Source organism: Achromobacter sp. JUb104 (genome assembly GCF_024806975.1).
In the GTDB taxonomy this organism is placed as follows: Bacteria; Pseudomonadota; Gammaproteobacteria; order Burkholderiales; family Burkholderiaceae_B; genus Achromobacter; species Achromobacter spanius.
Genome location: NZ_JANUEY010000002.1, coordinates 804,364 through 828,276, shown reverse-complemented (window position 1 = coordinate 828,276; position 23,913 = coordinate 804,364). Strand labels below are relative to the sequence as shown.

Annotated in this window: 22 protein-coding genes; 9 read left to right on the top strand and 13 right to left on the bottom strand. The window is 65.7% G+C overall.

The genetic code is table 11. From position 1 onward, the window contains the following. Positions 1-8: 8 nt before the first annotated feature. On the bottom strand, positions 9-1,997 hold the full coding sequence (locus tag M2361_RS15655; RefSeq protein WP_259250418.1) for a hypothetical protein: 1,989 nt from the start codon (positions 1,995-1,997) through the stop codon (positions 9-11). Between the two features lie 206 nt (positions 1,998-2,203). Here M2361_RS15655 and M2361_RS15650 point away from each other — a divergent pair, with 206 nt between their 5' ends. Further along, positions 2,204-2,917, top strand: a complete 714-nt coding sequence (locus M2361_RS15650) for a hypothetical protein (RefSeq protein WP_259250416.1) — start codon at positions 2,204-2,206, stop codon at positions 2,915-2,917. A gap of 43 nt (positions 2,918-2,960) precedes the next feature. Here the strand turns inward: M2361_RS15650 and M2361_RS15645 are convergent, their stop codons facing one another. Further along, positions 2,961-4,364, bottom strand: coding sequence for a tetratricopeptide repeat protein (locus M2361_RS15645; RefSeq protein WP_259250414.1), 1,404 nt, complete (start codon positions 4,362-4,364; stop codon positions 2,961-2,963). 210 nt (positions 4,365-4,574) lie between these two features. Between M2361_RS15645 and M2361_RS15640 the strand changes: the two genes are divergently transcribed. The 6 genes from M2361_RS15640 (at position 4,575) to M2361_RS15615 (ending at position 10,683) form a co-directional block, all read left to right on the top strand. Next, on the top strand, positions 4,575-5,273 hold the full coding sequence (locus M2361_RS15640; protein ID WP_259250413.1) for a glutathione S-transferase N-terminal domain-containing protein: 699 nt from the start codon (positions 4,575-4,577) through the stop codon (positions 5,271-5,273). 2 nt (positions 5,274-5,275) lie between these two features. Next, the gene (locus M2361_RS15635) at positions 5,276-6,202 is read left to right on the top strand and encodes a LysR family transcriptional regulator (RefSeq protein WP_259250411.1); all 927 of its coding nucleotides are present in this window, start codon (positions 5,276-5,278) and stop codon (positions 6,200-6,202) included. 78 nt (positions 6,203-6,280) lie between these two features. Further along, the gene (gene tcuA, locus M2361_RS15630; RefSeq protein ID WP_259250409.1) at positions 6,281-7,687 is read left to right on the top strand and encodes an FAD-dependent tricarballylate dehydrogenase TcuA; all 1,407 of its coding nucleotides are present in this window, start codon (positions 6,281-6,283) and stop codon (positions 7,685-7,687) included. Continuing rightward, positions 7,684-8,919 carry a tricarballylate utilization 4Fe-4S protein TcuB gene (tcuB, locus tag M2361_RS15625; protein ID WP_310508917.1) on the top strand — a complete coding sequence of 412 codons (1,236 nt, stop codon included), beginning with the start codon at positions 7,684-7,686 and terminating at the stop codon, positions 8,917-8,919. The genes tcuA and tcuB overlap by 4 nt, the downstream gene beginning before the upstream one ends. A gap of 75 nt (positions 8,920-8,994) precedes the next feature. Next, positions 8,995-9,972 carry a tripartite tricarboxylate transporter substrate binding protein gene (locus M2361_RS15620; protein WP_259250407.1) on the top strand — a complete coding sequence of 326 codons (978 nt, stop codon included), beginning with the start codon at positions 8,995-8,997 and terminating at the stop codon, positions 9,970-9,972. A 42-nt stretch (positions 9,973-10,014) separates the two neighbouring features. Then, on the top strand, positions 10,015-10,683 hold the full coding sequence (locus M2361_RS15615) for a hypothetical protein (RefSeq protein WP_259250405.1): 669 nt from the start codon (positions 10,015-10,017) through the stop codon (positions 10,681-10,683). A 76-nt stretch (positions 10,684-10,759) separates the two neighbouring features. On the opposite strand, the gene M2361_RS15610 is transcribed toward M2361_RS15615, so the two are convergent. From M2361_RS15610 to M2361_RS15595, 4 genes are read right to left on the bottom strand one after another with little or no spacing between them, the layout of a single operon-like run. Continuing rightward, positions 10,760-12,172, bottom strand: a complete 1,413-nt coding sequence (locus tag M2361_RS15610; protein WP_259250401.1) for a PLP-dependent aminotransferase family protein — start codon at positions 12,170-12,172, stop codon at positions 10,760-10,762. 51 nt (positions 12,173-12,223) lie between these two features. Continuing rightward, the gene (locus M2361_RS15605) at positions 12,224-12,388 is read right to left on the bottom strand and encodes a DUF2474 domain-containing protein (protein WP_259250399.1); all 165 of its coding nucleotides are present in this window, start codon (positions 12,386-12,388) and stop codon (positions 12,224-12,226) included. Further along, positions 12,388-13,395, bottom strand: coding sequence for a cytochrome d ubiquinol oxidase subunit II (gene cydB / locus M2361_RS15600; protein ID WP_259250398.1), 1,008 nt, complete (start codon positions 13,393-13,395; stop codon positions 12,388-12,390). Before cydB ends, M2361_RS15605 begins: the two co-directional genes overlap by 1 nt. A gap of 4 nt (positions 13,396-13,399) precedes the next feature. Beyond that, complete coding sequence (locus tag M2361_RS15595; RefSeq protein ID WP_259250396.1) at positions 13,400-14,836, bottom strand: cytochrome ubiquinol oxidase subunit I; 1,437 nt, start codon at positions 14,834-14,836, stop codon at positions 13,400-13,402. Positions 14,837-15,195: 359 nt separating this feature from the next. Here M2361_RS15595 and M2361_RS15590 point away from each other — a divergent pair, with 359 nt between their 5' ends. Next, positions 15,196-15,864 carry a GntR family transcriptional regulator gene (locus M2361_RS15590; RefSeq protein ID WP_259250394.1) on the top strand — a complete coding sequence of 223 codons (669 nt, stop codon included), beginning with the start codon at positions 15,196-15,198 and terminating at the stop codon, positions 15,862-15,864. 70 nt (positions 15,865-15,934) lie between these two features. On the opposite strand, the gene M2361_RS15585 is transcribed toward M2361_RS15590, so the two are convergent. From M2361_RS15585 to M2361_RS15555, 7 genes are all read right to left on the bottom strand, one after another. Next, positions 15,935-16,654, bottom strand: coding sequence for an ABC transporter ATP-binding protein (locus M2361_RS15585; RefSeq protein WP_259251500.1), 720 nt, complete (start codon positions 16,652-16,654; stop codon positions 15,935-15,937). Positions 16,655-16,665: 11 nt separating this feature from the next. Next, entirely contained in the window at positions 16,666-17,484 is an 819-nt protein-coding gene (locus tag M2361_RS15580; protein ID WP_259250391.1) for an ABC transporter ATP-binding protein, read from the bottom strand. Continuing rightward, entirely contained in the window at positions 17,481-18,368 is an 888-nt protein-coding gene (locus M2361_RS15575) for a branched-chain amino acid ABC transporter permease (RefSeq protein WP_127185815.1), read from the bottom strand. The genes M2361_RS15580 and M2361_RS15575 overlap by 4 nt, the downstream gene beginning before the upstream one ends. Then, positions 18,361-19,254, bottom strand: a complete 894-nt coding sequence (locus M2361_RS15570) for a branched-chain amino acid ABC transporter permease (protein WP_259250386.1) — start codon at positions 19,252-19,254, stop codon at positions 18,361-18,363. The genes M2361_RS15575 and M2361_RS15570 overlap by 8 nt, the downstream gene beginning before the upstream one ends. A gap of 109 nt (positions 19,255-19,363) precedes the next feature. Next, complete coding sequence (locus tag M2361_RS15565; protein ID WP_100854390.1) at positions 19,364-20,479, bottom strand: ABC transporter substrate-binding protein; 1,116 nt, start codon at positions 20,477-20,479, stop codon at positions 19,364-19,366. 322 nt (positions 20,480-20,801) lie between these two features. Beyond that, positions 20,802-21,548 (bottom strand): acetoacetyl-CoA reductase, encoded by a 747-nt coding sequence (gene phbB / locus M2361_RS15560; RefSeq protein WP_259250381.1) that lies wholly within the window; start codon positions 21,546-21,548, stop codon positions 20,802-20,804. Beyond that, a complete protein-coding gene (locus tag M2361_RS15555) occupies positions 21,538-22,005 on the bottom strand; it encodes a hypothetical protein (RefSeq protein ID WP_310508916.1) in 468 nt (155 codons plus the stop codon). The genes phbB and M2361_RS15555 overlap by 11 nt, the downstream gene beginning before the upstream one ends. A gap of 329 nt (positions 22,006-22,334) precedes the next feature. On the opposite strand from M2361_RS15555, the gene M2361_RS15550 reads away from it, so the two are divergent. Next, positions 22,335-23,891: an EAL domain-containing protein gene (locus tag M2361_RS15550; RefSeq protein WP_310508915.1), complete on the top strand. Its 1,557-nt coding sequence runs from the start codon at positions 22,335-22,337 to the stop codon at positions 23,889-23,891. Positions 23,892-23,913 lie beyond the last annotated feature (22 nt).

Here is a 23,913-nt window from a genome sequence, read left to right as displayed (position 1 = left end):
TCTGGCGGTTAGGGTTGGTTCGCTTGGTCAATGACGGCCTGGGCCTTCTCGGGCGTCCAGTCCGGCAGGCCCAGCATCATGCGGGCGCCGACCAAGGGGTCGTTCAGGTCGGCGCAGCCCGCCTTCTGGCAAGCGACGGGCGCGGCTTGGCCCAGCGTCAGCAAGGTCAGCGGCAGGCCGTTGTCGTCCTGGCGCTTGGTGTCCAGCGTGAGCTCGCCGGGCACCAGATACCAGCCTTCCTTCATGGCCTTCTGGCCGGTCAGGCGGATCTCGTACGGCCAGTCGGCCACGGCGTCGTTGTCCTGGTGGTCGTCTACGTGGATCACCATGCGCACGGCGGCCTTGCGGCCAGCCATCAGGGCCTTGTAGTCGCCGCCGGTCAGCAGGTCGTAGCGCACGTCGCGCTGCATGCGTCCCAGGATGCCCTTGGGGTCGCTCTTGGCCTGATCAACCAGATTTTGATATTGACGCAGGTTGTCGCGTTCCTGGTTGGCCAGGCGCATCCGCTCCTCGCGCTTCTTGCGGGCGAGTATTTCGTCGCGCTTGAACAGGTAGTTCTGGGCGTACTGCAGGTTGTAGCGCCACTCGCCCCGGGGCTTGCCGGTGCGCCAGTCGGTCGGGCGGTCGGCGGTGATCATGTAGAGCAGGTGCTCGATCTTGTCGCCGACAGCGCCTTGCTCGAAATCGTCCGAGAAGACAATGCGGGCATTGCCGGCGTCCGGCATGGCGGTGCGCTCGAGTACGCGCAGTGCGCCGTCCACGGCTACCTTGATGTCGGTGGCGTTGCGGAACACGTCGGCGTTTTCGGTGACGACGTCGATGCGGGTGTAGCGCCACACGTCCAGGCCGCTGCCATAAGACATGCGTTCGGCACGCAGCAAGTAGTGGGAACGGCTGGCGGGGTCGCTGTCCAGGTGGAACCACAGGGAGCCGTCGTCGTCGACATGCGCCAGGCGGGTCGCGGCAACGGGCGAGGTGAACGGAATGCCGCCCGCCATCCAGACGTCATTGCTTTGCGCGATGCGCGCGCCGTCGGAGCGCTCAAGCCGCAGCCGGCCCTTGCCCGTGGCGTAGCCGTCGGGACCGCAGGACATGCCATCGGTTTTCAGCGTGATGTATTGGGCGCCTTCGCCCAGGCGGAATGTCGATACGACCTTGCAGCCGTTTTGGTCCTGCATGGTCTTCAGCCGTTGCGTGCCGGCCATGACGGCGCCGGGCGAGGGCGGCGTCCAGCCGTTGACGGCGAAGGCGGTCTGCACGGCGGGGGCGGGAGCTGGGGCTGCGGCCTGCACCGCGGCAGGCGCGGCGGCAGGTGTGGCGGCAGGCACAACAGCAGGTGCAGCGGCAGGCACAGCAGCAGGTGCAGCGGCAGGTGCGGCAGTAGCCGGAGCGGCGACAGGGGGCGGGGCAACGGGTGCTGCCGCCACGGCGGGGGCGGCCGGCTCGACGGCGGCCGGTGCTGCGGCTGTGGGAGTAGGTGTTGCTACTTGAGCGGATTGCGGCGCAGCAGCAGCGGGGACCGGCGCCGTCGCTTGCGTCGCGGCGGGCGCTGCGGCGATGGCGGCAGCTGGCGCTGCGGCTGCTGCGGGTGTAGCGGGTGTTGCAGGAGCAGCGGTTGCAGCAGGTGCAGCAGCCGGTGCTGCGGCGGGAGCAGCAACCTGCATTGCCCAGCCCGCGGCTTTGGTGCTGGTGCCGTCCGCGACACGCGCGCCGGCGTTGGTGACGCTGGTCCAGCGCAGGTCAACGGCTTGGGGGCACTGTTTGCCGAGCAGCACGCCGATCTTGGGCAGCAAGCGGCCGAGCGCGGCGGCGTCGGGGGCGGCGCCGTATACGGCGCGTAGATCCAGGTGCGGTCCGCACCACGGCGAACCGGTGGCGTGGTCGATGAATATCTCGATGTTTTCCGCTTTGGAATATGCCAGGCGATACGCCTCGGCGTGCGCCGGCAAGCTGCCGACGCTAGCGGCAATTGCCGCGACCACGCAAACCTTCTTCATGCTTTTCGCCTTGCCCCTGTTCGCTTTGGTTTACAGTATAACATTGCGAATCATTTGACATTAAATGATACGTATATTTTGAATATTCCTATTCAAGGTAAAACGCAACAATATCAAGGGGTTATGAAGTGTCTTCAGCTTTCATCGGATGGGTTACGGCAAAGGCGGCAAGTGGGTCCGATGGCAGCCGTGCATTTCGCGCAATAGTGTCCCTTTCCGCCTTGATGGCGTTGAGCGGTTGCGTCAGTACCGGCTCGGGCAAGATGGGCCTGGATTTCGGCGAAGTATTGGCCAAGGAACAGCAGGTTTTCACCGTCAATGGCGAGCGCGCGGCGCTGCGCCGTTACTACAACGATTCGTACGACATCAAGCTGTATGGCCAGAAGAAGGTCATGGAGCTTGAGGTCAAGGGCGCGTCCATGATGGTGGCGAATGTGTCCGAAGTGCCGGGCGCGACGCTGATCACGCTGGATGTGCCGGAACTCGGCTGCAATCACGTCTATCACGTGTACCGCGTGTCTGGCGTGCAATCGTCCAAGTGGCAGAACAGCTATCGCAGTTGCGAAGGCCCGCTGTCGTTCCAGGTGGCCAACGGCCAGTGGACGGCCCGCCAAACGGTAAAGCCTGCTGTCGGCAAGCCTTACATGCTGGTCTACCAGGACGGCAATCTGTACACGCGCCCGCTTGAAGTGGCCAAGCCGCGAGTGCCGGCCAAACCGCGCCCGAAGGCGCCGCCCAAGGTCAAGCCCGCCGCGCCCACGGCCCCCGTGGCTGATGCCGTCAACCTGGACGACGTGGCCGCGCCTGCCGCCGCCGCCGCCAATCTGGACGAGATCGACGCGCCGCCGCCCGGCAAGATCAACACCAGTGGCTTGAAGGCCGACACGGCCAGCGACGTGAAGATGAAGGACGAAAAGTAAAACGCGGCGTCAGGTGAAGCGCAACGTCGGGTAGAACGCAACGTCACCCGGCTGGGGCGGGCGGCAACGCCGCGCCAATAGCCACGGTCTTGCGTTTTATCCGAGGCCCGTCGCAGCGTTGCCGATACGCCTGCACCGCGTCGGAATCCGCTGGCTGGAAATAGGGGTGGTCGTACTGTGCCTCGCGCATCGCGGCGTACAGGCGGCGGCCCCATACGCATTGCGCCTGGGCCTCGTCCCACAGGCGCGCCGCCTGTTCCGGCTGGCCGCTGCGCCATAACGCCAAGCCGAAGTCGGCCACGATTTCTTCGTTGCGCGATATCTCGCGGTACGACGCGCGCATCAGGCGCAGGCCTTCCTTGGTGTCGCCTCGCAGGCTAAGGATCCAGCCCAGCGTGCCCTGGTTGTAGGGGTTGGGCCCCCACAGGCGGATGGACCGGCGCGCTTCCTCTTCGGCTTGCGGCAGGTAGTCGGGAAAGTCCGCCAGGTAATAGGCAATATCGTTGGGCCAATCCGTGTCGCTTGCCCGAGGGGGGCGGCCGGGCTTGGTCTGCCGACGTTGCAGCGTCTGCGCGTCGGCCAGCGCCAGGTCGGGCATGCCCAGCAGCCGTTCCAGGCCGAGGCGGTCGCGCAGCAGCGGGGTTTCGATGGGCGCGAACGATTCCGGAAAGCGCCATTCGCGTGACCGCATCAACCAGTGGCGCGCGTCGTCCTGCCGGCCGACCATCAGCAGCAGCTGAGCCAGATCCAGTCGTTGGCTCGGCGTATCGGCGCATTGCATGGTCTGGATCAACTGCTGCGCGCCGGCGGCATCGTTCTGGCTGAACTTGCGGTTGATGGCGTCCAGCTCGTCAAAGCACGCCCGGTTGTCGGTGACGGGCGCATCGATGGACAGGGACAGGGAGGCTGCCGGCACGTTGTGGCTGAAATAGGCCGTGGCGCCTTGGCGGGTTGTGTAGCCCAGGTCTACCCATTGTTCGCCCCAGCGCTGGTGCATGGTCAGGATGTAGGGCCAGGCCGGCACGGCTTCCTTGTCGTTGCCGCTGGAGTGCAGTTGGAAAAAGTGGCCCCAGGGGCCGTCGCCCACGCGGCGGATCAGCGTGAAATCTTCGGGCTGGAACGCCTTGTCCGTCCACACCCAGGCGGTGCGGCCTTCGGCATCGGTGGTGCCGTGCAGGATGCCGTCCTGGCTGGGGGTGTCGCGGATGGATTCCTGCTTGCCCGTCAGGAACAAGCGATACGGCGTGTTGGGCGCGGGCGCGCTGTCGTGGCTGTTCAGCAAGGTCAGCGTCAGGCTCTGGCCATGCGGGCCCACGCCGTATTGGGCCATGCCGGGGGGCGGGGTGGCGCTTGACGCCGCGACGTCGGCCTGGGCGCCGGACGGAATCAGCAGCGCGGCGGCGGCCAGCAATAGCGGGGTAAACGGGTGCTGCATCGGGAATGTCATGGGGGCTGCGGGGCGGCGTCTGCGGATGGATTTGGGCGAGCCGAATTGTGTCACGAACCCCTATTTTTCTGTCAGCGCTGGGAGCCAAGCCGACAGGCCCTGTTCAGCCGGGTCGGCAAGCGGGTATTTCAGCGGCGTTTCGGGCATTTGCGCTAGGATTGTCGGCGCAATAACCCGTCACGACTTCCGCCTCCCCTGGAGAACCCCCGCATGACCGCCCTAGACTCGTTCGCCATCACCAAGAAGTGGCCCGCCCAGCATCCCGACCGCATCCAGTTGTATTCGCTGCCCACGCCCAATGGCGTGAAGGTGTCGATACTGCTGGAAGAAATCGGCCTGCCCTACGAGGCCCACCGGGTCGCTTTCGACAAGCAGGACCAGTTTTCGCCCGAGTTCCTGTCGCTGAGCCCGAACAACAAGATTCCGGCCATCCTTGACCCCAATGGCCCGGACGGCAAGCCGCTGGCGCTGTTCGAGTCCGGCGCCATCCTGATCTATCTGGCCAGCAAGACCGGCCAGTTCATCCCGACGGACACGGCCGGGCGCTACGAGACGCTGCAATGGGTCATGTTCCAGATGGGCGGCATCGGCCCCATGTTTGGCCAACTGGGCTTCTTCCATAAATTTGCCGGCAAGGACTATGAAGACAAGCGCCCGCTGGAACGCTATGTAGCGGAATCCAAGCGCCTGCTGGCCGTACTGGACCAGCGCCTGGAAGGCCGCGACTGGGTCATGGGCGACGAATACACCGTGGCCGACATCGCCATCCTGCCGTGGGTGCGTAACCTGGTGGGCTTCTACGACGCCGGCGACCTGGTCGAGTTCTCGCGGTTCAAGAACGTGGCCCGCGTGCTGGAAGCGTTTGTTGCCCGTCCGGCCGTGGCGCGGGGCCTGACCATTCCCGCCTAGGCATGGAACTGCGCCAACTGCGTTATTTCGTGCGCGTGGTCGAAGCGGGCAGCATCGGCCGCGCGGCCACGTCCATCGGCATGGTCACGTCGGCGCTCAGCCAGCAGATCAGCCGGCTGGAAGGCGAACTGTCCACTCGGCTGCTGCAACGCAGCGCCAGCGGCGTGGTGCCCACGGACGCGGGGTTGGCGTTTTTTCGGCAGGCCCAACTGGCGCTGCGCCATGCCGATGACGCCGTGCAGGCCGCGCAGCAGGCACGGCTGGCCGGCCATGTCAGCGTGGGCTTGTCGTCCACCACCGCCGCCATTCTGGGTGCGCCGTTCCTGCAAGCCATGAACGAGCGCTACCCCGACATCCGGCTGCATCTGGTCGAGGCGCTGTCGGGCCATCTGGCCGACATGCTCAACGGTCGCCTGCTGGACCTGGCCATCGTGTTCCAGGCCGAATCCGCGCGGCGCTGGAGCATCATGCCGCTGTTGGACGAGCCCCTGTTCCTGTGCGCGCGGCGCGACATGCCGGGCCTGCCTGAGGGCGACACGACGCGGTTGGCCGACATCGCACACCTGCCGCTGGTGCTGCCCAGCGGGCGCCACGGCCTGCGGGCGCTGGTCAACAACGCGTTCCTGCAACTGGGGCAGACGCCGCGCGTGGTGGCCGAAGTTGATGGCTTGTCGCTGTTGATGGACGTGGTGCAACTGGGCAACGCGGCCACCATCCAGCCCAGTTCGGCCACGGCGCGCATCGCGCCCGGGCAGTTGCACATGGCGCGCATTGAAGACGCCCACCTGTTTCGCCCCAATCTGCTGGTCAGCCTGTCCGACGATGAACTGTCGCCCGCGGCGCTGGCCGCCCGGCTGGTGCTGGCCGATGTGTCGCGCACCCTGGCGCGCGACGGCAAATGGGCGGTGGTAGCTCTTCACGATTCGTGAAGACCCGTTGACGCCCGCCTGATATCGCGCGCGGCCTCCGCTAGGTAGAGTCGTCCCCTTGATGTAAGGGGCAATGACATGGTGGATGTCTTGGTGGTGGGCGGGGGTAACGCGGCGCTGTGCGCGGCCCTGATGGCGCGCGAGGCCGGCGCAAGCGTGTTGCTGCTGGAGGCCGCGCCGCGTGAATGGCGGGGCGGCAATTCGCAGCACACGCGCAATTTGCGTTGCATGCACGATGCCCCGCAGGACGTGCTGACCGACGCCTATCCCGAAGAGGAATACTGGCAAGACCTGCTGAAGGTGACCGGCGGGCAAACCAACGAACACCTGGCGCGCCTGGTCATCCGCGAGTCTTCCACCTGTCGCGACTGGATGCGCCGCCATGGCGTGAACTTCCAGCCGCCGCTGTCGGGCGCGCTGCACGTGGCGCGCACCAACGCCTTTTTCATGGGTGGCGGCAAGGCGCTGGTGAATGCCTACTACCGCAGCGCCGAGGCGCTGGGCGTGCAGATCCGCTACAACGCGCCGGTGGATGCGCTGGAACTGGAAGACGGCCGTTTCAAGGCCGCGCGCATCGGGGATGAACGCATCGAGGCGCGCGCCTGTGTGCTGGCCGCGGGCGGCTTCGAGTCCAACCGCGAATGGCTGCGTGAAGCCTGGGGCCAGAACGAACGCGGCGAATGGCCGGCCGATAACTTCCTGATCCGTGGCACGCGCTTCAACATGGGCGTGCTGCTGAAGTTCATGCTGGACGCGGGCGCGGACGGCATTGGCGACCCCTCCCAATCGCACTGCGTGGCCATCGACGCGCGCGCGCCGCTGTACGACGGCGGCATCTGTACGCGCATCGATTGCGTGTCTTTGGGCGTGGTGGTCAACCGCGACGCCGTGCGCTTCTACGATGAAGGCGAAGACTTCTGGCCCAAGCGCTACGCCATCTGGGGCCGCCTGACCGCGATGCAACCGGGGCAGATCGCCTATTCCATCATCGACGCCAAGGCCATCGGCCGCTTCATGCCGCCGGTGTTTCCCGGTGTGAAGGCCGACACGCTGCCCGAGCTGGCCGACAAGCTGGGGCTGGACTCCGCCACGTTTGAACAGACCCTGCGCGACTACAACGCCGCGTGCCGCGTCGGCACGTTCGACCACACCGCGCTGGACGACTGCCACACCGAAGGCATCGCGCCCGCCAAGACACATTGGGCGCGGCCCATCGATACCGCGCCGTTCTACGGCTACGCCCTGCGCCCCGGCATCACCTTTACCTATCTGGGCTTGAAGGTGGATGACACCGCCGCGGTGCGCTTTAACGACGTGCCCAGCGACAACCTGTTCGTGGCCGGCGAAATGATGGCCGGCAACGTGCTGGGCAAGGGCTATACGGCGGGCGTGGGCATGTCCATCGGCACGGCGTTCGGCCGTATTGCCGGCACCCGGGCCGCCGCCGCCGCGCGCGCCCAGACCCTTGCGAAGAGCACGATATGAAGCAGCTTGAAGCCCTGGCCCGCGAGGCGCAGTCATTCTCCACCGCCCATGCCGAGCCGTCCGCCGGCCCGGCCATGGCCGAACAACCCGTGCGCTGGCTGGGCAAGACCGTCAAGCCGCAGGCCGACCTGCTGACCGACGACGAAACCGAAGTCGCGCGCGTCATGCAGATTTGCAACGCCTGCCGCTATTGCGAAGGGTTTTGCGCGGTGTTTCCGGCCATGACGCGCCGGCTGGAATTCGGCAAGGCCGACCTGAACTACCTGGCCAACCTGTGCCACAACTGCGGCGCCTGTCTGCACGCCTGCCAGTACGCGCCACCGCATGAATTCGCGGTGAACGTGCCGCAGGCCATGGCCAAGGTGCGGGTGCAGACCTACGCCGACTACGCCTGGCCCGCCGCGCTGGGCACGCTGTACAAGCGCAACGGGCTGGCCTTGTCGCTGGCTACCGCCGGCGGCCTGGCACTGTTTCTGGTGCTGGCCGTGCTGATGGCGGGCGGACTGTTTCACGAGCCCATGGCCGGCAACTTCTATGCCGTGTTCCCGCACAACACGCTGGCGCTGATGTTTGGCGTGGTGTTCGGGTTTTCGATGCTGGCCTTGGCGGTGGGCGTCACGCGCTTCTGGCGCAACGTCAGCCCGGGGGCGGCGTCTGGCGCCGCTGTGGCTGAAGCGGCACACGACGCGCTGCGGCTGCGCTATCTGGATGGCGGCCACGGCAAGGGCTGCAACAACGCGGATGATGCCTTCACCTTGTGGCGGCGGCGCTTTCATCACTTCACGTTCTACGGCTTCATGCTGTGCTTCGCGGCCACCTGCGTGGCCACGCTGTACCACTATCTGCTGGGCCTGCAAGCGCCGTATCCGTTCTTCAGCGCGCCGGTGCTGCTGGGCACGGTGGGCGGCATCGGCCTGTTGATCGGACCGGCCGGCTTGCTGTGGTTGAACATCAAGCGCCATCCGCAACAAGGCGACGCCGCGCAAAAGCCGATGGACCGGGGCTTCATCGTGCTGCTGTTCCTGACCAGCGCCACCGGCCTGGCGCTCTTGGCCGGACGCGATGGCAGTGCGATGGCGCTGCTGCTGGCCATCCACCTGGGCGTGGTGATGGCGCTGTTCCTGACCTTGCCCTACGGCAAGTTCGCCCATGGCATTTACCGCTCGGCCGCCTTGCTGAAGTGGTCGATCGAAAAGCGCCAGCCCAACAAGCTGCAACTCGGGTCGGACTGAGCCGGCCCCATCCCACATGGGCATGACGGCGCCCCGGCGAGGGCGCCGCATTCGATGACAAACGAGGAGACTTCAATGAGCCATAACCGATTGCTGGCGCGCGTTGCGCTGGCCGCCTGTTTCACGCCGGTGCTGCCGGCCGCGCAGGCGCAGTCCTTCCCGAGCAAACCCATCACGCTGGTCGTGCCGCACTCGGCGGGCGGTACGTCGGACATCCTGGCGCGCACTGTCGCGGCGGAGGCGGGCAAGACGCTGGGCCAAAGCATCATCATCGAGAACAAGGGCGGCGCCAACGGCACCATTGCCGCCAAGCAGGTGGCCACATCCGCGCCGGACGGCTACACGCTGCTGCTGGCCACCGCCAGCACGCATGGCATCAACCCGTCGCTGTATTCGCGCATTTCGTATGACGCGGTCAAGGACTTCACGCCCGTCACGCTGTTGGCCACGGTGCCGAACGTGTTGGTGATCGGCCCCAACGTCAAGGCCGCCAATGTGCAGGAGCTGATCGCCTACATCCGTGGGCAGGGCGACAAGACCAACATGGGGTCGGCGGGCGCGGGCACGCCGGGTCATCTGGCCGGCGAGATGTTCAAGAGTTCGGCGAAGCTGACGTTCACACACGTGCCGTACAAGGGCGGCAGCCCCGCCATTACCGATTTGATCGGTGGTCAGATCGACTTCATGTTCACCACCATTCCGGGCGTGCTGCCGCATGTGAAGGCGGGCACCTTGCGCGCGCTGGCGGTGACGTCGCCCGAACGCTCGCCGGCCTTGCCCGATGTGCCCACGATGGCCGAGTCCGGCCTGCCGGGCTTTCAGGCGGTGTCGTGGCACGGCGTGGTGGCGCCCGCAGGGACGCCGGACGCCGTCGTCGCCACGCTTAACCAGGCCTTGAGCGGCGCGCTGGCCGCGCCCGCCGTGAAGCAACGCTTGATGGAAGAGGGCGCGCAGGCCTCCAACGTGAACACGGCCGCGTTCGGCAAGTTCATCCAGACCGAGATCGCGACCTGGGCACAGGCGGTGAAGGATTCCGGCGCGACGGCAAACTGAAGCGGGGTGGTGGCCGGCGGGGCGCATGCTAGGATTTCCGGCATGCTGAAAACCTTGTTGTTTACGCTGCTGGCGGCCCTGCCGGCAGCCGCCCTTGCCGCGAATCCTGTTGACGCGAATCCTGTTCCCGCGAACACCGCGCCCACGGATGCTGCCTCTACGCGTTCATCTTCCTCTCATGACCTGCAATGCCTGTACGCCGCCAAGCAGGACGGCGGCACGCTGGAACCCGCCGATCAATGCGCGCGGGTGGAGGGCGACACGGTCGTGTTCGCGGCCGATGTGCTTGGGCGCATGGACTTCAACGAGGACGGCTTGTCGCCGGTATTCACGCACGGATCGTGGCGCTGGGTACGGCCCGATGGAAAATCGGTGGCTGTCGTCACCTACGACAATTTCGCGGATGACTTCGAAGACGGCCTGACGCGCGGCCCGTGGATGGGCGGCATGGCCTATTACGACACGCAGCTCAAGCGCGTGCTGGCTACGCCCTATGAATGGGTCGACCGCTACAGCGGCGGGCTGGCCGTGGTGTGCGAAGGTTGCCGCAAGGCGTTCACGCCGGATGGCGAACACAGCTACATGACGGGCGGCCAATGGGGCGCTATTGACCGCCAGGGCAAGCTGGCGCTGCCCCTGCGGCCGGATGCGGCATCGCTGATGCGCGAGGTCGAGGCGGCACGCGCGGCGGCTGCGTCCACGGGCCGCTAAGGACAACGTCGCTGACCCAAAATCCGCGAATTAAAAGCCCGCTACCCACAAAGCGGCTGACCACAAACCGCTGCCCCTAACCACCCGCCAGCAGCTTGCCCAATGTCGCCATCCCCTGTTCCATGTCGGCGTTCCACGGATGCCCGTGGTTCAAGCGCAGGAAATTCCGGAAGGCGCCCGACGACGAAAACAGCGGCCCCGGCGCAATGCTGATGCCGTGATCCAGCGCGGCGCGGTGGACCTTCAACGTGTCGATGTGCGCGGGCAATTCCACCCACACAAAGTACCCGCCCGCAGGCCGCGTGGCGCGCGTGCCCTTCGGGAAATAGCGCGCCACGGCTTGCAGCAGTTCGCCTTGCTGCACGGCCAGCGCCTGGCGGAACTGGCGCAGGTGGCGGTCGTAGCCGCCTTTGTCCAGATAGGCGGCAATGGCGGCCTGCGTGGGCGCGGCGGTGGCCAGGCTGGTGGTGAGCTTGTTGCGCATGATCTGCCGCGTATAGCGTCCGCCCGCCACCCAGCCCACGCGGTAACCCGGCGCCAGCGTCTTCGAAAACGACGAGCAGTGCATCACGATGCCTTCCTTGTCGAAGGCCTTGGCCGGGCGCGGCCGGTGTTCGCCGAAATACAGCTCGCCGTAGACGTCGTCTTCAATCAGCGCAACGTCATGCCGGGTCAACAGCCGGACCAGCGCTTCTTTTTTTCTGTCGGGCATCAGGCTGCCCAGCGGATTCTGGAAGGTGGTCATCAACCAGCAGGCGCGCGGCCGGTGCTGCACGATGGCGTCTTCCAGCGCTTGCAGGTCGATGCCCTCGCGCGGATGCGTGGCCACTTCGATGGCGTGGAGCTGGTTGCGTTCCAGCGATTGCAGGGCGGCATAGAAGGTGGGGGATTCCACGATGACCGCATCGCCGGGTTTGGTCACCGCCGCCAGGCTCAGGTTCAGCGCGTCCAGCGCGCCGTTGGTGATGATGATGTCGTCCACCGGCACCGTCAGGCCATCGGCAAGGTAGCGCAACGCGATGGCGCGGCGCAGCGCCGCATCGCCCGGGCTGAGGTCGTCGATGGACCCCCACGGGTCCAGCCGCTGCGCGGCCGACGCCATGAACTTGCCCAGCCGCGCGTAGGGCAGCAGCGACGGGCTGGGAAAGGCGGACCCAAAAGGCGTCATGTCGCGGCGCAGCGTGGCGTTAAGCACTTGCAGCACGTTGTCGCTGACGTCCACCGGGTGACGGCCGGCGGGGGCGCTGGACAAGCCGTCCAGCTCGGGCAGGGCGGCGTGCGGCGCGCGCAGCACGTAGTAGCCGGACCGGTCGCGTGCACGGATCAGGCCGCGCGCTTCCAGCAGGTAATAGGCCTTGAACACCGTGGACGGGCTGACGCCCCGGCTGGCGCTGGTCTGCCGTACCGAAGGCAGGCGGTCGCCCACTTGCAGCAAGCCCGAACTGATTGAGTTGGTGATGTCTTCCGTCAGCCTTTCATAGCGCTTCATGGCGGTTCCGATTCAAGGGGAATAGGGTGGGGCAGGCACGGGCGCGCGGGCTCATGTCGACATGCCGACGGCGCGCATCAGCAGCCGCAGCGCGTAGGCCGCCACGCCCAGCGCCGCGACGCTGGCGGCCCAGATCAGCGCCAGCCAAAGCAGGCGGCTGCGCCACGCAGCGGGAGTCGCGCGGGCGGCGTCAGGGGTTGTCGTCAAGGCAGGCATCAATGAAACTCCTCGCCGGTACGGACCTTGCCGCGAAACACGTAGTACGACCAGGCGGTGTAGACCAGGATAATCGGAATGATCAGCAGCGCGCCGACCAAGGCGAAACCCTGGCTTTGCGGGGGCGCGGACGCAGTCCAGATCGAGATGTCAGGCGGAATGATGGCGGGCCAGATGCTGATGCCCAGGCCGGTGTAGGCCAGGAACACCAGCGCCAGCGACAGCAGGAAGGGGCCGGCGGCGGGCGTGCCGCGCACGCGCCGGATCAGGTCGAAGCCGGCGGCAGCCACCAGTACTGGTACAGGCAGAAACCAGAACATATTCGGCAGGCTGAACCAGCGCTGCGCGATATGCGGTTGCGCCAAGGGCGTCCACACGCTTAGCACCGCGATCACGGCAAGCAGCGCGCACGTCAGCGGCCGCGCGATCGCGCACATGTGGCGGTGCAGCCGGCCTTCGGTCTTCATGATGAGCCAGGTGCAGCCCAGCAAGGCGTAGCCCGCCACCAGCCCCAGGCCGGTGAACAGCGAGAACGGGCTGATCCAGTCCCACGCGCCGCCTTGGTAGGCGCGCCCCACCACCGCAATGCCTTCGATGTAGGCGCCCAGCGTCACGCCCTGAAAGAAGGTCGCCGTGACCGAGCCGAACACAAAGGCAAGGTCCCAGTAGGGGCGATGGTGTTCATCGGCCTTGAAGCGGAATTCGAACGCCACGCCCCGAAACACCAGGCCCAGCAGCATGAACACCAGCGGCAAGTGCAGCGCGCTGAGAATCACGGAATACGCCAGCGGAAACGCCGCCATCAGGCCCGCGCCGCCCAGCACCAGCCAGGTCTCGTTGCCGTCCCAGACGGGCGCCACGGTGTTGACCATGACGTCGCGTTCATCGCGGTCACGGATCAACGGAAACAGGATGCCGATGCCCAGGTCAAAGCCATCCATGACCACGTACATCATCACGCCAAACAGGATGATGACGGCCCATATCAATGCAAGGTCGATGCCCATGGCGTCAGACTCCGGAAGGCTTGCGAGGCGCGGGTTCGATGCCCGCCAGCGTGGACGCGGCGGACAGCGGGCGCGAGGGTTGGCGCGGTTCACCCGGGCCGCCCGACAGCGGCGCGTGGCCGGGGGCGGGGCTGGGGCCCATGCGGATCAGGCGCAGCATGTACGACACGCCCGCGCCGAACACCAGCAGGTACACAGCCACGAACAAGGCCAGCGTCAGCGTCAGTTCGCCGACGCCATGCGGCGTGGCCGCGTCGGCCGTGCGCATCACGCCGTAGACGATCCACGGCTGGCGGCCGATTTCGGTTACGTACCAGCCGGCCAGCATCGCAACGATGCCCGACGGCCCCATCCACAGCGCAAAGCGTTGCAGCGCGCGCGACTCATACAGCCGACCGCGCCAGCGCGTCCACAGCGCCCAGCCGGCCAGCAGAATCATCAGCATGCCCAGCCCGGCCATGATGCGAAACGACCAGAACACCACGGTGGCGTTGGGCCGGTCTTCGGGCGGATACGACTTCAGCCCGGGAAACTGGCCGTCCCAGCTATGCGTCAGGATCAGGCTGCCGAGCCGGGGCACGTTCAGCGCAAAGCGCGTTTCTTCCCGTTCCATGTCGGGGATGCCGAAGAGCGTCAGCGGCACGCCCGCGCCCGGTTCGTTTTCCCAATGGCCTTCAATGGCGGCGATCTTCGCGGGCTGATGCTTCAGCGTGTTCAAGCCGTGAAAGTCGCCCACCACGGCTTGCAGCGGCGCCACCAGCAACAGCATGCCCATCGCCATGGCGAACATCTTCTTCACGGCGGGGCTGCGGTCACCGCGCAGCAGGTGCCACGCGCCGGACGCGCCCACCATCAACGCGGTCGCCAGGAACGCGGCGATGCCCATGTGCGCCAGGCGGTACGGGAACGACGGATTGAAGATCACGGCGAGCCAGTCGGTGGGCACGACGCGCCCGTCCAGGATCTCGTAGCCGGCGGGCGTCTGCATCCAGCTGTTGGACGCCAGGATCCACGTGGCCGACACCAGCGTGCCCAGCGCCACCATGATGGTCGAGAAAAAGTGCAGCCCTGGACCCACGCGCGTCCAGCCGAACAGCATCACGCCCAGGAAGCCGGCTTCCAGAAAAAAGGCGGTCAGCACTTCGTAGGCCAGCAGCGGCCCCGTCACGCTGCCCGCGAAGTCCGAGAAAAAGCTCCAGTTGGTGCCGAACTGGTACGCCATCACCAGGCCGGACACCACGCCCATGCCGAAGTTGACGGCAAAGATCTTGGTCCAGAAGTGGTAAAGGTCGCGATAGACGGGCTTGCCCGTGCGCAGCCAGAAGCCTTCCAGCACGGCCAGGTAGCTGGCCAGGCCAATCGTGATGGCGGGAAAGACGATGTGAAAAGAAATGGTGAACCCGAACTGTATTCGGGCAAGCAATAGCGCGTCGCCATGCATAGCGGTCTTCCTGATAAGCGGTGTCCTACGCTTTGAACGGTAGATCCGGCGCGCGAAGTAGTACAGATTCAGAATTCAGATAAAAAAGCGGATCAGTTTGGCCGGCTGCGCCTCTAAAGCCAGGCAAGACGCGGGCTGGCGCGCTGTGCTCCGGCAATATTCCGGTAGCGTGCATGGCCCTGAATAAGCAGATCAGGTTGGCAGGCCCAAGCTACGACGGCGGATTCTGGCCTCGGCCGGGACACGGTTCCCGCAAGCGGTCCATTCGGCTACGATGGGAGCCCGCTGTTGGAACAACCTTCATCGACGCTTGCCGCAGGCCGCCGTCCTTCGCCCAGAGATACCCGATAGTTATGAGCATGACCAAAACGAAGGGCACGTCCGGTAAAGCCCAGGCGTTGCCGCACCGCATCCGCGACCAGTTGCGTTACGAAATCCTGACGGGCGCCTTGCCCGCGGGCACCCCGCTCAAGCAGGACGCCTTGGCCACGCGCTTCCAGGCCAGCCGCATTCCCGTGCGCGAAGCGCTGCGCCAACTGGAAACCGAAGGCCTGGTGGCGTATCACCTGAACCGGGGCGCGGTTGTCATCCGCATGGACGTGGACCAGATCTGCGAACTGCTCGACATCCGTATCGCGCTGGAAGGCTATGCCGTGCGCGCCGCCGTGCCCAACATGGCGCGGGCCGATCTGGACAACTTGGAAGCCATCCTCAAGGCCTACGACGAGGCCGATTCCGTGTCGCAGTGGGCCGAGCTGAACCGCCGCTTCCATCTGGCCTTGTGCGCGCCCGCGAACAACACGCGGCTGCGTCGGCTGATCGAGGAATACGGCTTGAATACCGACCGCTACACGCACGAGATGATGTCGCAGGCCACCGGCAAGGAAGGGCCGCAGTCGGACCATTACCGCATCCTGGAAGCCTGTCGCCGGCAGGACGGCGCCTTGGCGGCAAGCCTGGTTGAATCGCACATCATTGAAACCAAGAAGAACCTGGTGGCCATGCACCGCATGCGCCAGGACGGCTGAACGGCTGAACGGCTGAACGGCTGAACGGCCCGCGCGGGGCGGGCCTTCAAGACGTGTCGACGAGACTCGGCTACGCCGCCCGGCCGCCCAGATAAAGCTCGCGCACCTGCGCGTCGTTCATCAGCGCCTGCGCCTCGCCCGTGATGGCAACGGTGCCCATCGACAGTACATACGCGCGGTCGGATATCCGCAGCGCTTCCATGGCGTTTTGCTCCACCATCAGAATCGTCACGTCTTCCTTGGCGCGGATGCGCTGGATGGCCTCGAACACTTCGCCCAGCGTCTTGGGCGACAGGCCGGCCGAGGGTTCGTCCAGCAGCAGCAGGCCGGGCGATGGCATCAGTGCGCGCGCCAGCGCCAGAATCTGGCGTTCTCCGCCCGACAGGGACGCGGCGGGGGCATCCAGCTTGCGTTGCAACACGGGGTAGTGCTCGCACAAGGTACGCACGCGTGCCGCGCACTGCGCCTTGTCCAGCGCATTGCCGCCCACCAGCAGGTTTTCCCGCACCGACAGCGCGGTGAAGACGTTCTCGGTCTGCGGCACGAAACCCAGGCCATGGCGCAGGATTTTCTCGTGCACCGGAAAGCGCGAGATGTCCTTGTCGCCCAGCATGACGCGGCCCTCGCGGGGTTTTAGATACCCCGCGATGGTCTTCAACAGGGTCGACTTGCCGCAGCCGTTCGGCCCCAGCAGCGTCACGATTTCCGCCTTGCCGGCATACAGTGAAATGCCGCGCAGGATGTCCACGTCGCGCGTGTAGCCGGCGACGACGTTGTCCACTTCGATCATTTTTTCTCTCATCACGCGGCCTCCATGCGCAACACGGGCGAGGCATTGGCGCCGGCGGCGGGCTTGGCGGCGGCGCCGCCCAGATACGCTTCCAGCACGCGCTCGTTGGAGGCCAGCTCGTCGGGCCGGCAGTCGGCCACGATGTGGCCCCGGTCCAGCACGATGCAGCGGTGGCAGACTTCGCGAATGAAATGCATGTCATGCTCGACGATCACGATCGTCATGCCGGCCTGGTTCAGGCGCTGCAAGGCGCCGACGATGTCGCTGCGCAGATTCGGATGCACGCCCGCGGTGGGCTCGTCCAGCATCAGCATGCGTGGATGCGCCATCAGCGCGCAGACGATGCCCAGCAGCTTTTTCTGGCCGCCCGAGATCGCGGCGGCGGATAAATCACGCACCGGCGTCAGCAGCAGTTGGTCCAGCAGCGCGTCGGCCTGCGCGCGGGCGCGGGCTTCCGCCTGCCGCGCCGCCCGCGTGCCGAACAGGCTTTCCCAGACACCGTGGTGTTCCACCGACGCGGCCATGGCCACTTCGGCCACCGACATCTTGCGCGGCATCGAGGGCAACTGGAAGCTGCGCGCGATACCGGCACGGACGATCTGGTGCGCGCTGAGCTTGTCGATGCGCCGGCCTTCGAATAGAACGCTGCCGGCGTCGATGGATTCGAAACCGGTAATGGTGTTCAGCAGCGTGCTCTTGCCGGAACCGTTCGGGCCCAGCAGGCCCACGATTTCGCCGGGGCGGATGGCAAAGCCCACTTTTTCCAGCACGCGATTGCCGCCAAACGCCTTGGCCACCGAATCGACCTGCAATGCATAAGGGGTGGTCATGGCATTTTCCTCATCTTTTCCGGCAGCAGCCCTTCGCTGCGCCACAACAGGCATCCCAGCAGAATGAATCCGATCAAGCCCAGGCGCAGCGCGCCGGCAATGTCGGAGCCAAAGCCGAATGCATCTTTGGCGAACGGCACCAGCGTGTAGGCGGTCTGCACCAGCACCACGCCCAGCACCACGCCGGAGAAATTGCCGATGCCGCCGATCATCAACATGGTCCAGAGCAGGAAGGTTTCCGACGCGAGCAGATAGTCGGGGCCGACAAAGCTCATGTAGTGCGCGTAGAGCGAGCCCGCCAGCGCCGTGACCGCCGCGCCCGCCATGACGGCGCGTGACTTCAAGGACATCAGGTCGTAGCCCATGCAGGCCGCCAGCTTCGGTTCTTCACGCATCACCCGCAAGGCGCGGCCGAAGCGGCTGTAGGCCAGCCGCCGCAGCAACACGGCGGCGGCTGCCGCCAACACCAGCACCAGGCCCAGGAAGGCCAGCGCGCCGCTCTTGCCGTCCATGCCGCCGAACACAGCGGGAATCCCGCTGATGCCCTGCGCGCCATTGGTCAGCCAGAGCTCGTTGGTGGCGATGGTGCGGATGATCTCGGCAATGGCCAGCGTGGCGATGCCCCAGTAGTCGGCAGCCAATTGCTTGCCCAGCCGCGCAATGCCCCAGCCCAGCGCCATGGCGACGGCCACGCCGGCCACGGCGCCCAGCGCCGGATGCCAGCCCGCGTGCACGGCGATACCGGTGCCGTAGGCGCCGATGCCCGCGAACGCGATGTGGCCGAAGTTCAGCAAGCCGGCCAAACCCGCCTGCAAGTTCAGGCCCAAGGCCATCAAGGCGAAGATGGCGCCGAAGGTCAATGAAGAAATCAGGAAATCAAACACGGCGCACCTCGCGGTCAAACAGGCCGTAGGGCTTGAACAGCAAGGCCAGCAGCAGGATCAGGAACGACGCCGCGCTGATATAGGCCACGGGCAGGAACGCCACGGGCTTGGCGTAGAGCCAGCCGAAGTTCAGGTTGGTCACCAGCGTTTCGGTCAACGCAATCAGGAACGCGCCCGCGACCGCGCCCAAGGGGTTGCCCAGACCGCCCAGAATGGCGGCGGCGAACACGGGCAGCAGCAGGTCCGTTCCCAGGTTGATGTGCGCGCCCGTGGACAAGGCCAGCAAGCCGCCGCCCAGGCCGGCCAGCGCGCCGCTGGCAAACGCCACCTGGCAGGTAATGCGCGAGGCGTTCAGCCCACTGGCATCGGCCAGCGCGGGGTTGCACGACAGCGCGCGCATGGCGCGGCCGGCGCGGGTGTAGAACAACAGCAGCGTAAAGCCCGCCAGCAACACGGCGGTGGTCGACACGGCGGCGATTTGCGTCACGGTAACGCTGGCATCACCCAGCCAGATCGGCTCGGACAGGGGCAGGTTGAACATCCGCGGGAACGACCCGGCGATGCCCTGGCAGAACGCAATCAGCAGCATGGACAGCGCCAGCGAGCCGATCATGGTGATGGCCGGCCCCGCGCGCAGCAGGCGGCGGAACACCAGCAGGTGGAAGGTCAGCGCCATGGCGCCGGTCAGCAGGCTTGCGGCCAGCAGCGCCAGCGGCAAGGGCAGGGCCACGGCGCTTAGCGCATAGGTAAGGTAGGCGCCCACCATGGCGTATTGCACGTGGGCGATGTTCGGAAATTTGACCAGCCCATACACCATGCTCAGGCCCAGCGCGATCAGCGCCAGGTCGGAACAGCGTAGCAGCGTGTCGACGAGAATCTGGGTCATCTTGTTGACTCGAAAGACGGTGGGGAAAGCCGGCAGGGGAAGCCGGCTGGGGAAGACGGCGCGAAAAAAAAGCCGGCGCCATTCCCCAACGGCGCCGGCCAAGGCCTTATCAACGTACGACGATCTTGCCTTGATCGGACTTCAGCTTGGCGTAGGGCGGGTCGATGCGCTGGCGGTCGCTGTCGAACTTGATGAAGCCGGTAACGCCTTCGTAGCCCTTCTGGCCCAACTGGGTCAGCGCGGCCTGGATGTCGGCGGGCGCGGTGGACTTGGCCTGGTTCATGGCGGCGGCGGTCAGCAGCACGGCGTCATAGGCGTAGCCGGTGTAAGACGTCTTGAAGCCGTCCTTGTAGCGGGCCTTGAAGGCTTCGGCGTATTCGCGGCCCTTGGGACCCAGCACCGAGCCCACTTCCATGCCGATCTGGCCTTGCGCGATGTTGGCCGGCGTGTCGCTCAGGCACATGCTCAGCAAGATGCCGTACCAGGGCGTCTTGCGCAGGCCCAGTTCAAAGGCCTCGCGATTGATCACGGCAGATTCCTGGCCGTAGGCGGTGTAGATGTAGGCGTCGGGCTTGCTGCGCGACATCTGTTGCAGCTCGCGGCGGTAGGTGGACTGGCCGGCCGTGTACAGCACTTCGGTCACGATCTTGCCGCCCAGCTTTTCGAATTCTTCCTTGTAGCCATGCGCCACGCCCTGGCCGTAGGCGTTGTTGGGCGCAATGATGGCGACGTTGCGGTAGCCCTGGTCCCAGGTGTCCTTGGCCGAGAAACGGTTGCCCTTGTCTTCCAGGCCGATCAGGTTGAAGGACGTGGCGCCCAGGTCACGGATCTTGACGCTGGTGCTGGCGATGTTGATGTGCGTCACGCCTTCCTTCACCAGGTACTGGCCCAGCGGAATGGAAATGCCCGACGAGTATTCGCCGATCACCACCGGCACCTTGTCCACGCTGACCAGCTTGCGCGCGGCGTTCAAGGCGGTGGTGGGGTTGCCGCCCGAGTCTTCGATGACCACGGCGAACTTCTTGCCCATCACGCCGCCGTCGGCATTGACCTTTTCCACGGCCAGATCCACGGCGCGGCGCACATCTTCACCGACGGTGGCGTTGGCGCCGGTCAAGGACAGGACCGCGCCCATCTTCACGGTTTCCTGCGCCTGTGCGCCGGCGCCGGCCAGCGACAACATCAGGCAGGAGGCGCCCAGCAGCGGGCGGACGTTGAATTTCATGGTGTGTTCCCCTCGAAGGATTGCCGGACCAGCGTCTGATGCGCGTGGGGGCCGACGGTGCTGGTAAGGCCGGGGGCAGTGCCCTCGGCTTGCATACGAGGGCAGGCTTCTGGATACTAAAACCACAGATTGCATCCAATCCTGCTCAAGTGGATGCAAATATACGAGGCACGGGCCGTGTCAACAATATGGGGTTAACCCGTTACCTGCTGTTTCAAACGCAGTTTGGAAGGGTGGGTTGCACCTTTGTTCCACCCCTGAAACAACCGCGCCCGCCGACGGAGACCGTGGGCGGGCGCTTCAAGCAGGTCGGACCAGATGATCAGTACATGTGCTGGCCGCCATTCATGGCGACATTGCTGCCGGTCATGAACCCGGCGGCGTCGCTGCACATGAACGCCACCAGCGCGGCAACCTCTTCGGGCTGGCCGAGCCGCCCGACCGGGATCTGCGGCAGTATCTTTTCCTTCAAGACGTCTTCGGGCACGGCCTGCACCATGCGCGTGTCCAGGTAACCCGGCGACACGGTGTTGACGGTGACGCCCTTGCTGGCCAGTTCCAGCGCCAGCGCCTTGGTGAAGCCATGAATGCCGGCCTTCGACGCGGCGTAGTTGGTCTGGCCGAACGCGCCCTTGCTGCCGTTCACGGACGAAATGTTCACGATGCGGCCCCATCCACGCGCGGCCATGCCGGCGCATAGCGGCTGCGTCATGTGGAACAGGGAATCCAGGTTGCTGTGCATGACCTCGGTCCACTGTTCCAGGCTCATCTTGGCCAGCCGGGCATCGCGCGTGATGCCCGCGTTGTTGACCAGGATGTCGATGCTGCGCTTGTCCTGTTCCAGCCGCTGCATCAGCGCCTGGCACGAGGCATGGTCGCCGACGTCTACCTGATACAGCGCGAAGCGGCGGCCGCGCGATGCTTCTTCTTCCGCCCAGGCGCGCGCGGCGTTTTCGCTGGTGTGATAGGTCGCGATGACGTCGTGGCCGGCGTCGTGCAAGGCCTGCGCGATGGCCTGGCCCAGGCCACCCGCGCCGCCCGTCACCAGTGCTGTGCGTTTAACCGTCATGGTGGGCTCCTGCTTGGCTGGCGTCGCGCATGGCCGAGCAAGCAGCGGCCATCTGGTCTGACATGGCCGACCAGATTTGCGTCATCGGCGACGAGGCCAGTGTCATGCCGCCGCCGGTGGCAACTTTGAACCAGCCGCTCATGGCTTCACCCAGCCCGGCCGCCAGCGCCGCTTGTTCCTGCAGCGCCGCGTGCGTGATGGCCTGGCTGGCTTCCAACTGGCTTTGCCATTGCTTGCGGGTGATCTCGCCCCACGCGGGCGCGATGTTCTGCCAGCTGCCGGGCTGCTGCAGCGGAGCCAGCGCGGACAGGTATTTGTTGGCGTTCTCGTCGGCCAGGCGCCGGCCAAGTTCCAGCCAGCGTTGCTGGCTGTCTTGCGCAAGCTGCGCCAGCCGTTCGCAGTAGGCGGCGTTGGCGCCGGCGATTCCTTGGGGTGTGGAGGCAGTAGGTTTCTTCATCATCCGTCCTTGTCGAAGTGGGTAAGGGGTAACGAATCAGTCCTCAAGCCGTCAGGTTGGGGGCAGCCGGCGCGCTGGGCGTGGCGTTCGTCAACAATAGCCCAGCGCGGACCCGTAACACCAGTCTGCGTCCGGCGTCTCTTTGCCATGTATGACCTGGCGCAAGTTATCGTGGCGCGCGCACCGAGACAGCGCCGAGATGGCGCCGAGATGGCGCCAAAGTAACTTGACGTTACTCCATGCTTGGTGTGTCATTCAGCGACGCCGTATTGGCACTGCTTGGACTTTTCAGCGAGGCGGTTTTGCCCACATCAGGAATGACGGTTCGCGTGCCTTCCTGGAGATACCTGCCGGTGGCCTTTGCCTTGGTGCTTCCGGTTGTGTTGTGCGCCGTCGAGACCTGGTTCTATGCCAAGAAGCAGCAGCGCACGGAAGCCGAAGCGGCCGCGCAGATCGTGCGCGTGCAAGTCGAGAACATCCTGGCGCAGGCCTGGCCCGTGTTGGACCAGGTGGCGGACCTGACGCCGCAGCCCTGTGCCGACGTGTTGCCCCAACTGCGCCGCTGGGGCACGCTGAACCCGTATTTCCGCTCGCTGGTCTTGTCGAACGACCGGCACATCTATTGTTCGTCGGCCGTCGGCGAAGTGGATTTCCAGTTAGGCGACTTTCGCCAATGGCCCATTGACGGCACGCCCGACCGCTGGCTGTTTTCCGTGGCGGGCACGCCGTTGGCGCCGGATCGCCCGGCCATCCTGCTGGGCAAACCGGGCGCGCCCGGATACAGCGGCGCCGTCGCCGTGGATGGCCGCTACGTGCTGGACTTGCTCAACGCTGTCGCCACCTTGGGCGACTATCGCCTGGAACTGATCGTGGGCAAGGGAGCGCCGATCCGCAGCGATTCCTGGCACGCGTCCGATGCGGGCGTTGAACCCGTGTATGACGAGGTCACGCGCAACAATGGGCGCGTGGCGCTGACCATCCATGTGAAGGCGCCCACCGCCAGCCTGATCGACGCCTGGCGGCAGCTTTTGCTTGGCTATCTGCCCGCGGCCTTGTTGATTGGCGCGGGCTTGGCTTTCGCGGCCTATCGCCTGCAATTGAACCGGCTGTCTTTCAAGGAGCAGTTGCGCCGCGCTATGCTGGCTGATGAATTCCAGGTGCACTATCAACCCGTGTATGGGCAACTGACGGGGCAGTGCGAAGGCGTCGAAGCGTTGATGCGTTGGAACCGCCCCGGCGTGGGCTTCGTGCGCCCGGACATCTTCATCGCGGCGGCCGAGGCAGAGGGCATGATCATCCCCTTGACGCAGCACCTGCTGCGCTTGATCGAGCGCGACATGCAGTCCTGGGCGACGCCGCCCGACTTTCATGTGGGCGTGAACATCGCGCCCGAACATCTGTCCAGCAGTGCGCTGGTGCCCGACATCCAGGCGTTCATGGCCAAGGTCGCGGCGCGCCGGCCGTTGATCGTGCTTGAGATCACCGAGCGCAGCCTGATCTCGGACAGCGGCCAGGCCCGCCGCAATATCGATGCGCTACGCGCGGCGGGCGTGCGCGTGGCCATTGATGATTTCGGCACCGGCCATTGCTCGCTGTCGTACCTGCAGAAATTCCCGGTGGATTATCTGAAGATCGACAAGGGCTTCGTGCACGCGATCCTGCCGACCGGGGAAGACGCGCCGGTGCTCGACGTGATCATTACACTGGCGCATCGCCTGAACTTGGCGGTGGTGGCCGAAGGGGTCGAAACGCAAGAGCAGTTTGGTTATCTGACCACGCGCGGCGTGGCCTTCATTCAGGGATATTTGTTTGCGCGGCCCATGCCGTCGGCCGATTTCGTGCCGTGGTATGCACAGCATTCCCCACCCGGCGCGCAGGCGGCGTAGCGGCTGCACTTGCGGGGGCTGC